Below are 13,300 nucleotides of genomic sequence, written 5' to 3'. Positions count from 1 at the left end.
GGCAAAAAAAAAGCCCTGAAATGCTTCAGGGCTTGTGGTGATGAGTGGACTCGAACCACCGACTCACGGATTTTCAGTCCGATGCTCTACCAACTGAGCTACATCACCGTCTGATAAAGTGTTGCAAAGGTAGGTATTTGAAGTTTTCCTGCAAACCATTTCAATAAAAAATTTAACACAAACCCATTCAAAAAACGCTAAAACAAACAATATGAGCATTTTACCTCAAATCCTTTTTATCCTGGTTTTAGGTGTTGCGGGGTACATTTTATACAAAAGGGTATCCTTTCTTCGCCGCAATATCTTTTTGGGTAAAAAAGAAACCCGCAACGATCAAACAAATCAGCGTTGGAAAACCATGCTTTTGGTGGCATTCGGACAGAAGAAAATGTTTAAAAACTTTATTCCGGCCTTTCTTCATCTGCTTATTTATGTAGCATTTGTGATCATCAACCTGGAAGTGTTGGAATTTATCATTGATGGACTTGGTGGTTCCCACAGGATATTTGCTCCAATCCTTGGTTCGGCGTATGGGCTAGCAATGAATTTTTTTGAATTCCTGGCCATTGCCGTGCTTATCTCCTGTATCGCTTTCCTGATCCGAAGAAATGTGATGAAAGTGGAGCGCTTTACCAAGCCTGAACTGAAAGGCTGGCCTGCAATGGATGCCAACTTGATTTTGGTAATCGAGATCATTCTGATGATGGCAATTTTGACCATGAATGCCACCGATCAGATTTTGGCAGAAAGAGGCTTGGAAAAATACACCCTGCTGAACGGTCTTTTCTTCAGCAGTATGTTGCAACCTCTCTTTATAGGCATGAATGATGTGACTTTGGTCTTTATTGAGCGTTTTGCCTGGTGGTTCCATATCATCGGTATCCTTGCCTTTGCTGTATATGTGACCTACTCCAAACATTTGCATATTTTCCTGGCTTTCCCGAATACCTGGTATTCCAACCTGAAGCCTAAGGGAGAAATGAAAAACATGCCAGAAGTCACCAATGAAGTCAATATGATGCTGGGCATCGCAACGGAAGCAGGAACTGAAACCCCTACTGAAATCGGCCGCTTTGGGGCCAAAGACATCAATGACCTCAGCTGGGTCAATGTGATGAATGCCTACAGCTGCACAGAATGCGGTAGGTGTACTGCCGAATGTCCTGCCAATCTCACAGGCAAGAAACTTTCTCCCAGAAAAATCATGATGGATGTAAGGGACCGTGCAGAAGAAGTAGGAAAAAGCATTGATGCGGGTGGGCCTGGACTGGAAGACGGCAAATCCTTGTTGGGCGATTATATTACCAAAGAAGAAATCAATGCCTGTACTTCTTGCAATGCCTGCGTGGAAGCTTGCCCGGTGAACATCGACCCGCTTTCCATCATCCTGCAGTTGAGAAGGTATGTGGCAATGGAAGAGTCTGGAACTCCAGCTCAGTGGAACGCCATGTTTCAGAATATGGAGACCTCCTTCTCACCATGGAAATTCTCCCCATCTGATAGGTTCAACTGGGCAGATCAGGTAAAAAATGAAGAAGCAAAATAGATGCGAGAGATTAGAAGCGAGAGACTAGAAGTTTTGTCTCGCTTCTCAATTCTCGCTTCTCGTCTCTAATCTCTAAAAGTCTAAAAAATGTCAACATATAAAGTTCCAACCATGGCCGAGATGGCCGCTTCCGGTGAAAGTCCAGAAATCCTGTTTTGGGTAGGTTGTGCCGGTTCTTTCGATGAGCGTTACAAAGCCGTGACACAGGCTTTTGTCAAAATATTGAATAAGGTGGGCGTAAGTTTTGCCGTATTAGGTCCTGAAGAAGCTTGCACTGGAGATCCGGCAAGGCGTGCGGGAAATGAATTTCTCTTCCAGATGCAGGCAGTGGCCAATATACAGGTCATGAATGGCTATGAGGTAAAAAAGGTGGTGACTGCCTGTCCGCACTGCTTCAATACAATAAAAAACGAATACCCTGCCTTGGGAGGCAATTATGAAGTGATCCACCATTCCCAGTTCCTACAGCAACTGATCAATGAGGGCAAAGTTGTGCTACAGGGTGGAGGAGAATTCAAAGGCAAGAAAATCACCTTCCATGACTCCTGCTACCTGGGTCGTGCCAATGATGTGTACGAAGCACCAAGGGAAGTGATCAAAGCCCTGGATGTGGAATTGGTCGAAATGAAGCGTTGCCGTACCAAAGGACTTTGCTGTGGAGCTGGAGGTGCACAGATGTTTAAAGAACCAGAACCTGGCAAAAAAGACATCAATATTGAGCGTACTGAAGAAGCTTTGGCCACTGGTGCATCAGCCATTGCAGTGGGCTGTCCATTCTGCCTGACCATGATGACCGATGGCGTCAAAAACAAAGAGCGTGAACACGATGTCAAAGTCTATGACCTGGCAGAGATGATAGCCAAGGATATGGGAATTTGAGACATATCGCTAAAGTTTTTTAATGACTTTGACCTGTCAGGTATCGAAAACCTGACAGGTCTTTTTACTTTCATTTGTACCCAATAAATACACTTGCTTTCTTTATAAGCTGCTAAAAAAATATTCCAATGGGGTTAATAGTTTTATTGCAGGATCTTATCCGGGATAATAAAATTATTGTAATGATCAGGATTAACTAAAGACCCTGATCTAAGTGAATGGATTCTTAATTCCAAATTATTTGTTCCTCAGCCAGATTGACCAAAAAATCAAAAGTGGCAATAACCAAACAAAAATATCTGAAACTAAAAAAGAAGCATGCTCATTGGGTGTAATCAAGTCAAAGAATCCCATTAGGGTATAACTTACCAAGCGAACTGTTACGAAATAGGCAGCACAAATGAATCCACTCATCATAAATCGCCTATGTAACTCCATCTTTTTGTTAAGAATAGACCATAGCCCAAGTAAAATGAAAATTAGCCACAAGCTAGTAGCCATGTATTGAGAAGGTTGGCAACTTTCGCAAATTGAATTCGGAAGTATGTTGGCATATAAGGTGAGAATACATACCAAGGAACTGAAAATATAAACTTTGCCCAACATCCTATGCTTATTTGGTTCCCTTAACCTTACGGAAGTGGAGAATTGAAAAGGTGCAACTGTATAAACTACAATTCCAGATAAAATGTGGCCGATGAAACACGCCTTTTCTGTAAGGCTATTTCTATTTAGGAAGTCAGGAAGTCCCATTACCAAATAACTTAATGTGGGTAAGAGAAAAATTATAAAGAGCATAAAATAAACGCTCCAAAAAATAGACATCTTGCTCATTTTCTACTTTTTATGTTTTTAAGTTTAGGTTGAATAATATTGCTTCAAATGATTACTTGCTTCGCTTGGGAACAATTTTCTCAGGATAAGACTTTCTGCTACATTGATATACACTTAAATTTTAATTTCTTCAGTTTTTGTAATCCCAATTTCTATGATTTTGGCCTAATCTGTTCAGCAAGTTTTTGTGGTGCTACTTCACAATAAGCTGTTGTCAAAGCATCTATAAACAAGCCTTTTTGTACTTTTCCCAATTCAACAAATGTCCAGCCTTGCTTTCCCCACTTATTGGCAACAGGATAAATAATTGTCCTGTCTGAAGATGAAAAAACGTCCTGATCTATTTCTGACAATTTTAAGGTCGCTCTTTTGTTTTTGTGGTCATAGGTCGCAAATATTTTCTTTTTCACTCTGAATGATATTTTTTCAAAGTGAGGAACTTCTATCACTTCGGGAAAAGAAAGTGCTGATTTTCTAAATGTCTCAAAGCTTACCATTTGACCTATTTTTATCCTCTTTTGTTCTAATTTAAAAAACAATTAGGGTATTAGACTCCAGAATCCTTCATCTAGAGTAGAACCAAAGTTGAAACCGGCAAATAATACCAATATGGTTTTATTTGATGAAAATGTATATCATCTATAATACCAGTAAGCCATATAAATTCGGTTTTTTAACCATACCGATATTCATTGATATTGGATCCGCCTAGGCGGACAAGTCATTCATGGATATTGATTCTAATCTACTGACAAATTCACTGAAAATCAGTTAGTGGTTTGATTTCGGATAATCATATTGATGAAAATAATCTTATCCTTTTCAAAATTGACATTACATAAAAATAACGCTTAATTTTCCAAAAAACCAATTTCAGCATTGAAGCTGTCAGGGATACAGGACGGAAAATTAAAACCAGACGGGTCATCTGTAAGCTTTCTCCCACAATTTATACCCTTCTGCTCAATTTCTCCGTTTAAAAAGAGAACTAATTTGAGGCAAAAGACCTTATTTTTGATAATCAATTAAAGTATTATATGTATTTGGATTTTGATAAAATGCCGGCAAATTCCCGGATTTGGGTGTACCAAGCGGACAGGAGGTTTAGCCCTGAGGAATTGGACTGGATCACTGCAAGGCTGAAGGCTTTTTGTGAACAGTGGAATACCCATGGCAGCCTTATGCCCACTTCCTTTACCATCAAATTTGGACAGGTGATTGTACTTGCCGTAGATGAAAGCCAATTGGGCGCTTCGGGCTGCTCCATTGATTCTTCAGTTCGCACTTTAAGGGAAATACAGGAGCAGTTGCATGTCAATCTCCTGGATCAGGGAAAAGTTGGCTTTCTTCAGTCTGGGGAACAGTTAGAAGTTAGTCCATTCCTTGGCCTCAAATCAAAAGTATCCGAAGGCATCCTAAAAGCAGATTCTATCGTATTGAACCCTGTAGTCCAAAGGAAGTCTGATCTGGAGCAAAACTGGCTAATTGCTGCAAAAGATAGTTGGTTAAACAAATTCTTTATGAATTAATTATCATAAAGTCCTATATTTAAAAACACAGAAAAATCTTTTAACAAGCCCATGAAGCAAATTGCTGTATTTCTGGTGATGATGGTCATTGTTTTTGGCTCCTGTACCAGCCTTTTTCAAAAAGGGCAAAACCAATTCCGGGCAGGAGAATACCAGCTGGCTATCAGTACTTTTTCCAAAATACTGGAAGATGATCCGGACAACCAACAGGCCAATTTCTATGTGGCCGAAAGCTACAGGCTTTCCAACCGGGTAGAAAAATCAGAAGCTTATTATGCAAAGCTTATTGAAAACGAAGAAACCTTTGAATCTTATTTTCGATTGGGGCAGAGCTTGAAGGGACAGGGGAAATACGAAGAGGCCAAAGAAGCATTTACCAAGGCCCAGGAAATTACATTGGATGACAATTACCAGCGTTTGGCCAGACTAGAGTTGAATAACCTGGCAAAACTGGAGGCAATTGAGCCTTATTTCCCTTATTTGGAAGTAGAAAACTACAGATTACTAAATACACCTTACGCAGAATATGGCCCTTTTCTCAGTGAGGGTTTTGTGTATTTTACCAGTAACAGGATGCCAACAGGCATCTACAAAGGCACAGGCACACCTTATTTGAAAATTTTCAGGGCCAAGGCAGAAGGCATCAAAGTGGATGTGCAAAATATTCAGCTCTTACCCCAATTCCAGAACGAAACCAATCTCAATCAGGGTTCACTGACACTTAGCCCTGATGGAAATATGATCATTTATTCTCGATCTAATTCCGAGAGTTCCCGGGACCTTCCGGATACCCATCTTTTCGCCTCCTATTTCCGGGGTGGTGGTTATACCCAGCCTATTTGGATGCCTGTCAATGAAGATGAGTTCTACACCAATCAGACCTCAGCCTTCAGCCCGGATGGCAATGAACTCTACTTTGCTTCCATTAGACCGGATGGACAGGGAGGATTGGACCTTTACCGTGCCACCAAACTGGCCAATGGAGACTTTGGCAACGCCGTCAACTTGGGCCCACAGATCAATACCCCGGGCAATGAGATGTTCCCTTATGTTGCACCGGACGGAAAGCTTTTCTTTGCTTCGGATGGACATCCCGGCTATGGTAAATTGGACCTTTTTGTAGCTGAAAGAACTAGCAATGGCTGGGAAGTGAAAAACCTCGGTCCCAATGTCAATAGTGTGGCTGACGACTTCGGAATCTTCTTTTCCAAATACCCTACCGAAGGATTCCTTTCCTCTAACCGCGAGGGTGGGTTAGGAGATGATGACATTTATTATTTTGAGGACAAGACACCAAAGCCTAAGGTGGTCAATGTATTCCTTAATGTGACCACCAAAGAGAAAAAAGACGATGGCACAGAAGTGATCTTACCACAAACCAGAGTGGTACTCTATGATGCCAATAACAAAAATGTGGGTGGAGACTTCTCCAATCAAAATGGCCGATTAAGGTTTACTTTGGCTCCTGATCAAAACTTCTCCATGATCGCTACCAAATCAGGATATTTTACAAAAAGTTTAAGCTACTCCACTACAGGAAAAACCCCAAGACCTGAAGACCTAATCCAAGATGTAACCAATATTGTGTTGGATACTACCATTGTGCTTGATCCTTTGATTTTGGAAAAAGCCATCGTTCTTGAAAATATCTATTATGACCTGGACAAAGCAGATATCCGTCCGGATGCTGCATTGGAATTGGATAAATTGGTGCAAATCCTTAAAGATAACCCAAGCATTCGAATTGAATTGAGTTCACATACAGATGCCAGAGCTTCAGATGCCTACAATGATAACCTTTCCCAAAGAAGGGCTGAATCTGCCGTGGCTTATATTGTTTCCAAAGGCATTGACGCAGGCAGGTTAGTAGCAAAAGGTTACGGTAAGCGTCAGCTGATCATTCCTAATGCACAAACAGAGGAAGAGCATCAGGTCAACAGAAGAACAGAATTTAAAGTAATCGAGATCAGGGATTGATTACATTCATTTTAAGTGATTAAAATTGATATTTATGGAATGAAAGAAATTACTTGGGCAGTCCCTCTGATCCGCCACAGGCGAAGTAGAATCTCCTAATTCACGGTAGACCCTTCGCCTCTCTCAGGATACCGGTTTCCATGTTCATTCATTTACAATTTTCCGATTGGGGTCCTTTGGTCAGGATCCCTTTCTTATTTTTGCGCCAAAATTAAAAAACAAGCACCTACTGCTCCCCGTTTATCCCCTAATACCCAAACAGAATATGAATCCAAGAATAGAAAAACTCATGGAGGCAATCTCGCCCTACCGTAATTCCCTATTACAACATCCTATTTACAAGGACATGAAAACACTGGAGGATTTTCAGGTTTTTATGGAACAACATGTATATGCGGTATGGGATTTTATGACTTTACTAAAGGCCCTGCAACTGAAACTTACCGGTATGAATTTACCTTGGCGGCCAGCTGCTGAGCCTTTGGTGACCCGGCTCATCAATGACATCGTTTTGGCCGAGGAGAGCGATGAGGACGGACAGGGAGGCTATTGCAGCCATTTTGAACTTTACCTACGCGCGATGAAAGAAGCGGGTGCCAGCACAGAAAAAATGGAATTACTATTGACCCATTTGGAAACAGGAAAAAGTTTTCAAGAGGCTTTAAGTGGGGTAGAACTTCCCCAATCTGTAATTTCCTTTCTCAACAAAAATTTTGAAGTGGTTGAAAAAGGGAAAGCACATGAAATAGCCGCTTCCTTTACTTTAGGTAGAGAAGACCTTATCCCAGATCTATTCAGGCAGCTGGTCAATGACCTGATCAAAAGCAAGCCAGACCAACTGAATACCTTGGAATATTACTTTGAAAGGCATATCCATTTGGACGAAGACCATCACGGACCATTGGCCATGAAAATGCTCCAGCACCTTTGTGGAGAAGATGAGGCAAAATGGAAAGAAATAGAAAAAGCAGCCATTGAGGCCCTGGAAGCCAGAAAAATCCTATGGGACGGAATCCATGAAAGCATCCTGGCCAACACGGTCTTAAATTGATTTTTACTGTTTCTATTTAGCTAGAAGCTTCCGCCTTTCTCATGAAAAATAGAAGTTTTTCGTTGAGCTTGCTCACAATTCGTTGCTTCCACTACCTGAAATCATAGTCAATTTAAGGGCCTAAAATTAATGGAAAGGGATCTTTTGATCGGGATTCCTTTCATTTTTTTCGTCAATTGAGTAGCGGTCATTTTAAAATTCGCTATTTTTATATTAGATCCTTTCCAGGAATAATTTTTTTGAAAAACCGACAGAAGGTATCCCGATAAGGGCCGTTGAAATCGTAGAAAGGAAAGGTTTAGGTCTAATTGTCTCCATCTTTGATGAAATATAGCGATGACGGTTTCCAAGGACTTATGACCCAATTAACTCGAAAATTTTGGCAGTGGCCTCCACCATAACGTGGACAAAGAATTTCTCTTTCTCCTGGGCGGTCAGACCAATCCCATATATGGAGGCGGGAACCTCATTTTTCCTATGGAGCTGTATATTGCAAGGTGGGTCCCAAGCCAGGCTTTTGAGGAAGACATTACCAAGCCCACACTTTTGGAAATGTTCACAAATAATGCCCTGGTATCAACCGATGAAGTGCGGTCCTTGCCAGAGCAAAACTTCTTGAATTGCCTCAATTCAGGAAAATAACTATCCTATCGGCTTAAAATGGCAATTTACCCAAATCCACATTTCCTCCTGAAAGGATAATTCCCACTTTCTGACCCTTGAAGCGCTGCTTATGTTTTAATAAGGCAGCCAAAGGCACTGCACAGGAGGGTTCAATTACGATTTTCATCCGCTCGTAAATCAGGCGCATGGCTTCTATGATTTCCTCCTCTGTCACAGTGAGGATATCATCTACATATTTCATGATAATGGCAAAATTGATTTTCCCAAGTGAAGTGAGCAGACCATCTGCGATGGTTTTGGGGCCGACCATTGGGATAAGTTGTTTGGCTTGAAAAGAGCGGTAAGCATCATCCGCTCCTGCTGGCTCCCCGGCTATCACCTGGGTGTTAGGGGAAATATATTTGGTCGTCAGGGCAGTTCCCCCGAGCAAGCCTCCTCCTCCTACCGGCGCCATGATGACATCAAATGGAATCCCTTCTCCCCACAATTCCAATGCACAAGTAGCCTGTCCCTCAACGACGTCCATGTAATCATAGGGGGGAATAAAAGTAGCTCCGGTCCTGTTTACTACTTCCTGAAGGGTAGTTTCTCTTGCCTGTAAATTCGGTTCACATTCAATGATTTCTCCTCCGTAGCCTTTTACTGCTTTCTTTTTGATTTCAGGGGCATTGGAAGGCATCACGATATAAGATTTGATCCCAGCTACCGTCGCTGCCCTGGCCAAAGCAGCAGCATGGTTTCCACTGGAATGGGTAGCGACACCGTTTTTCTTTTGCTCTTCATCCAATTTGGCCACCGCATTGGCCGCTCCGCGGGCTTTAAAAGCACCGACTTTTTGGAAGTTTTCACATTTAAAATAAATATCACAGCCGGCAATCTGGTTGATGGCCTCAGAGGTCATAATGGGTGTTCGGTGAATGAAAGGTTGGATCCGCTGATGGGCCAACCTGATATCGTCAAGAGAAGGAAATTTCATGGTTTCAGTCATGGAAATAAATATAAGGCAAGGCATTGGTACTGTCAAAATTTTTATCTTGCGGCTTATGAAAAACAGCTTACATGAACTTCTCCTATGTGAAAATATCTTTCCTGTCATGGGAGAATACCTGAATCCAGACAATACCATGGAGATGGATTTCAGTTCTGCCAACACAGTGCTGATGTCCATTGATTTTTCGGATACCAAAAGTTTTGATCAATATGTGTTTGGTAAGCTTCAGTCGGCCGGTAAGAAATATGGAATTGGTGGCTATTTTGAACATAGGGCCATTTATGCACGCTCAGAGGTTTTTGTCACCGAGCAATCAGATTTTAGAAATATCCATTTGGGAATCGATATTTGGACTGAGTCAGGCCACCCTGTTTATGCTCCCCTGAAAGGCAAGGTTTTTTCTTTTCAGAACAATGCTGGTTTTGGGGATTATGGGGCTACCATCATATTAGAACATGAATTAAAAGGAAAAACGCTCTACAGCTTGTATGGGCATTTGGCACTGAAAGATTTGGAAGGACTGGAACTCGGCATGACTTTAGAGGCAGGGCAGGCCTTTTGCCATTTAGGCCCATTTCCCGAAAATGGAGACTGGCCTCCCCATTTGCATTTTCAATTGATGTGGGACATGATGGGCAATTGGGGAGACTTCCCTGGTGTTTGTTCGCAAAGGGAAATAGAAAAATATAGGGCTATATGTCCAGATCCTCAGTTATTGACAGGGTATTCGCCAGGGTAATGATCCTGATACCTTCCAAAGTCAGGTTCCTGTCCACTACATCAAAAGCATCTTCCAATGTAGTTAAAATGGAGGATAGTCCTCCTGTGGCAATGATCCTGCATTGGTGGCCGATTTCCTTTTGAATGGTATCCAGCATGCCCTTGACCAAACCGGTATATCCATACAAAATGCCTGCCTGTATGGAATGGGAAGTACTCTTACCCAAAGCAGATTTGGGCATTTTAAGCTCCACTTCCGGCAATTTGGAAGTATTAGAGAAAAGTGCCTTGATGGCTGTTTTCAATCCGGGTACTATATTTACCCCCATAATTTTGCCATCTTCTCCTACTACGGTAAAGGTAAGGGCAGTTCCAAAATCCACAATGATGCATGCAGTCTTAAACCTATCATAGGCTGCGGCCACATTGCACATAAGGTCAGAGCCGATTTCATTGGGCCGTGCGGTTTTTACATTCAGTCTGGCATAACTTTTCCCACTGATCAGGTAACAAGACTTTTCAAGGTATTCCCTGCAAAATTGCTGTAATACCGAATTTACCTCTGGGACCACCGAAGAAATTCCCACCTGGGTGATCCGATCGTTTTTTATGCTGTTTTCCAAAAAAAATAAATGAAGTTCCCTTTCCAATTTCAATGTTGAAAGTTCCTTGAAGGTATTGACCCGGAATTCATGCACCCACTTCTGTTGGTTTTCATCATAAAAACCAAAAACTATGTTGGAATTGCCTGCATCAATGGCTAAGAACATATGTACAGTTTTTGTTAATTGACCGATAAAATTGGTGGATGATCTCAAATATATAAATTGATTTTTTGCTTTTCTGTTTTTTGATAACTTTCCTGCATGTACACAATTAGAGAAGGAAAAAAAGAAGACCTACCACAGGTTTTGGAGTTGATCCGAGAACTTGCGATCTATGAAAAAGCACCAGATGAAGTCATCAATACCGTAGAAATGATGGAAAAGGACGGTTTTGGCCCCAATCCGGTTTTTGGCTTTTTTGTTGCCGTTAAAAATGATTCCCGGGAAATCATCGGGACCTCCATATACTACTACCGATACAGTACCTGGAAAGGAAAAAGACTGTACTTGGAGGACTTGGTAGTGACAGCGTCAGAGCGGGGAAATGGCGCGGGAAAGCTCCTATTTGACCGTACTTTGCAGAAGACATTGGAAGACAATTGCTCAGGTATGACCTGGCAGGTTTTGGACTGGAATACCCCTGCAATCAGCTTCTATAAAAAATACGGAGCAGACCTTGATGGAGAATGGATCAACTGTAACCTGCAGCAGGATCAAATCAGAAAAATATTGCAAATGCAATAATTTGATTTTGCATATGCCTTAAAAAATAATTAAATTTGGATATGGCAAAGCAATACAAGCTCCCTCAAAATTATGCTGACAAAAATACAGCCAGCGGATTCTTCCCTCCATTAGAGGAGCAGTATTACTTTTCCCCCAAGGTATCCAAAGTAGAGGAGCCCATGCTCATTAAAGAGCAGTTCCATCTTTCGGAGACCAAAGAATTGTTTGACTACCTACAGTTCAGCCAGGCAGAGGTGGCAGAGGTTTTAGAGATAGATCCCAGCACCTTGGTACGATGGAAAAAGGAAGACAAGCAGCTGAGCAGGTTATTGACCAAGACCATCAAAGACATGGACAAAATCGTCGCCAAAGGAATCAGGGTTTTTGGGACAGAAGCCCTGCTTCAGGATTGGTTGTATACTACCAATGAATCTTTGGGTAACCAAAGACCCATAGATCTGATGCGTAATCCCTATGGAGTGGAGCGCATAGAGGAGGCTTTGGAGGCCATGTCCTGGGGCAATATCCTTTAAATCATTGCTTTGAAATACTTCAGGCTGATAGAAAAAATACCAGGCAGATTCCCTTTGGGTTACGGCCCTGGGTCAGGGAGGTGGAACCCTTATGGGATTCCTGTCATTTATGCCTGCAGCCAAAGCGCGCTGAATTTTCTTGAATTGCTCAGCATCAAAGGCCCGGTAGTTTCTCTGGCTGCTTGGGCTCTCGTTGAATTTGAATTAGACGAAGATTCCCCCTTTTTGGGAGTAGAGGACTTGCCTCTGGATTGGAGCCAAAGGCCCCATCCCAAAAGTACCCAAACCATAGGTGCTTTTTGGGCTAAGGAACAAGAGAGCGTTGCCCTGAAAGTCCCTTCCTGCCGTATCCCATTGATAAATTATCCCCAAGAATATAATTTGCTTATCAATCCACTTCATCCCGATTTTAGCAATAAAATAAAGTTCATCCAAGAGACAGAAGTATCATTTGCCATTAACCCGTTATGAAAATCGATCTTAGCGACCAAAGAATTTTAGTGACCGGTGCCTCAAGAGGCATTGGCAAAGGAATAGCTGAGCAACTATCCGACTCTGGTGCGGAAGTTCTGCTACATTTCAACAGCAACCTTGAAGCTGCCAAAGCCTTGCAGCAGTCCCTGAAGAATCCTGCTCATTTGGCTCCTTGTGACCTCGCTAACCTGGAGCAGGTCAAAGGCTGGATTCCTGAACTCATCAAAACCCATGGGAAAATTGATGCTATTGTCAACAATGCCGGAATAGCCATTTCCATTCCGGACAATGCCCCAACAGAAGAATGGACTTCCGCCTGGCTTAAAACCATGGATGTCAACATCAATGCCTTGGCCATAATTACCAAAGAGTTTATTGAATATGCCAGAAAAAATAAAAGCGGAAGGATCATCAATATTTCATCCCGTGCTGCTTTCAGAGGAGATACTCCTGATTATTTAGCATATGCCGCATCCAAAGCAGCCATTGTAAGTTACACCCGCTCCATCGCCCGATATTACGGCAAAGAGGGGATAAAAGCCTTCATTATCGCCCCAGGTTTTACCCGCACTGACATGGCACAGGATTTTATGGACCAGTATGGGGAAGAATATGCACTGAATGACATTGCGCTGAATGAGCTAACGGAACCTAAGGACATTGCACCTATGGTGACCTTACTCTGCTCGGGATTGGCTGACCATGCGACAGGATGTACGATTGATATCAATGCAGGGTCTTATGTGCATTAAATAGAAAGAGCCAAGGAAAAAGTAAAAAGGTATAAGGGGAATACAGAAAGGGGCTTTGA

At 42.1% G+C, this 13,300-nt stretch carries 14 protein-coding genes, 1 tRNA gene and 1 pseudogene; 11 read left to right on the top strand and 5 right to left on the bottom strand.

The features are described from left to right. Positions 1–35 precede the first annotated feature (35 nt). Positions 36–108 (bottom strand) — tRNA-Phe (locus CLV48_RS10845). Between the two features lie 103 nt (positions 109–211). On the opposite strand from CLV48_RS10845, the gene CLV48_RS10840 reads away from it, so the two are divergent. After that, entirely contained in the window at positions 212–1,546 is a 1,335-nt protein-coding gene (locus CLV48_RS10840; protein WP_106567301.1) for a 4Fe-4S dicluster domain-containing protein, read from the top strand. 87 nt (positions 1,547–1,633) lie between these two features. After that, entirely contained in the window at positions 1,634–2,425 is a 792-nt protein-coding gene (locus tag CLV48_RS10835; RefSeq protein ID WP_106567300.1) for a (Fe-S)-binding protein, read from the top strand. Positions 2,426–2,662: 237 nt separating this feature from the next. On the opposite strand, the gene CLV48_RS10830 is transcribed toward CLV48_RS10835, so the two are convergent. Both CLV48_RS10830 and CLV48_RS10825 read right to left on the bottom strand, forming a co-directional pair. Beyond that, the gene (locus tag CLV48_RS10830) at positions 2,663–3,178 is read right to left on the bottom strand and encodes a DUF2306 domain-containing protein (protein WP_245889539.1); all 516 of its coding nucleotides are present in this window, start codon (positions 3,176–3,178) and stop codon (positions 2,663–2,665) included. Between the two features lie 233 nt (positions 3,179–3,411). Continuing rightward, positions 3,412–3,756, bottom strand: coding sequence for an MmcQ/YjbR family DNA-binding protein (locus CLV48_RS10825; RefSeq protein WP_106567298.1), 345 nt, complete (start codon positions 3,754–3,756; stop codon positions 3,412–3,414). 540 nt (positions 3,757–4,296) lie between these two features. On the opposite strand from CLV48_RS10825, the gene CLV48_RS10820 reads away from it, so the two are divergent. From CLV48_RS10820 to CLV48_RS10805, 4 genes and pseudogenes are all read left to right on the top strand, one after another. Then, positions 4,297–4,788, top strand: coding sequence for a hypothetical protein (locus CLV48_RS10820; protein WP_106567297.1), 492 nt, complete (start codon positions 4,297–4,299; stop codon positions 4,786–4,788). Between the two features lie 51 nt (positions 4,789–4,839). After that, entirely contained in the window at positions 4,840–6,765 is a 1,926-nt protein-coding gene (locus tag CLV48_RS10815; protein WP_106567296.1) for a CHU_0125 family OmpA-like outer membrane integrity protein, read from the top strand. A gap of 265 nt (positions 6,766–7,030) precedes the next feature. Continuing rightward, complete coding sequence (locus CLV48_RS10810) at positions 7,031–7,816, top strand: DUF3050 domain-containing protein (protein WP_170069017.1); 786 nt, start codon at positions 7,031–7,033, stop codon at positions 7,814–7,816. 381 nt (positions 7,817–8,197) lie between these two features. Then, positions 8,198–8,458: pseudogene (locus CLV48_RS10805) on the top strand (hypothetical protein); the annotation flags it as partial. Positions 8,459–8,471: 13 nt separating this feature from the next. On the opposite strand, the gene CLV48_RS10800 reads toward CLV48_RS10805, so the two are convergent. Continuing rightward, positions 8,472–9,416 (bottom strand): pyridoxal-phosphate dependent enzyme, encoded by a 945-nt coding sequence (locus tag CLV48_RS10800; RefSeq protein ID WP_245889527.1) that lies wholly within the window; start codon positions 9,414–9,416, stop codon positions 8,472–8,474. Between the two features lie 67 nt (positions 9,417–9,483). Here CLV48_RS10800 and CLV48_RS10795 point away from each other — a divergent pair, with 67 nt between their 5' ends. Beyond that, the gene (locus CLV48_RS10795; RefSeq protein WP_106567437.1) at positions 9,484–10,170 is read left to right on the top strand and encodes a peptidoglycan DD-metalloendopeptidase family protein; all 687 of its coding nucleotides are present in this window, start codon (positions 9,484–9,486) and stop codon (positions 10,168–10,170) included. Here CLV48_RS10795 and CLV48_RS10790 read toward each other — a convergent pair. Continuing rightward, entirely contained in the window at positions 10,124–10,921 is a 798-nt protein-coding gene (locus CLV48_RS10790) for a type III pantothenate kinase (protein WP_106567293.1), read from the bottom strand. The two genes, CLV48_RS10795 and CLV48_RS10790, sit on opposite strands and share 47 nt — an antisense overlap. Positions 10,922–11,017: 96 nt before the next feature. Between CLV48_RS10790 and CLV48_RS10785 the strand changes: the two genes are divergently transcribed. The 4 genes from CLV48_RS10785 to CLV48_RS10770 are packed head-to-tail and all read left to right on the top strand — an operon-like array spanning position 11,018 to position 13,241. Continuing rightward, positions 11,018–11,500: a GNAT family N-acetyltransferase gene (locus tag CLV48_RS10785; RefSeq protein WP_106567292.1), complete on the top strand. Its 483-nt coding sequence runs from the start codon at positions 11,018–11,020 to the stop codon at positions 11,498–11,500. Between the two features lie 41 nt (positions 11,501–11,541). Next, positions 11,542–12,015, top strand: a complete 474-nt coding sequence (locus CLV48_RS10780) for an antitoxin Xre/MbcA/ParS toxin-binding domain-containing protein (protein ID WP_245889526.1) — start codon at positions 11,542–11,544, stop codon at positions 12,013–12,015. 9 nt (positions 12,016–12,024) lie between these two features. Continuing rightward, positions 12,025–12,486 (top strand): RES family NAD+ phosphorylase, encoded by a 462-nt coding sequence (locus CLV48_RS10775; protein WP_106567290.1) that lies wholly within the window; start codon positions 12,025–12,027, stop codon positions 12,484–12,486. Continuing rightward, positions 12,483–13,241 (top strand): SDR family NAD(P)-dependent oxidoreductase, encoded by a 759-nt coding sequence (locus CLV48_RS10770; RefSeq protein WP_106567289.1) that lies wholly within the window; start codon positions 12,483–12,485, stop codon positions 13,239–13,241. Before CLV48_RS10775 ends, CLV48_RS10770 begins: the two co-directional genes overlap by 4 nt. The last annotated feature ends 59 nt before the right edge of the window (positions 13,242–13,300 follow it).

This window comes from Cecembia rubra, assembly GCF_003014575.1.
GTDB lineage: Bacteria > Bacteroidota > Bacteroidia > Cytophagales > Cyclobacteriaceae > Cecembia_A > Cecembia_A rubra.
This window is presented reverse-complemented; position numbering and strand designations above follow the sequence as displayed.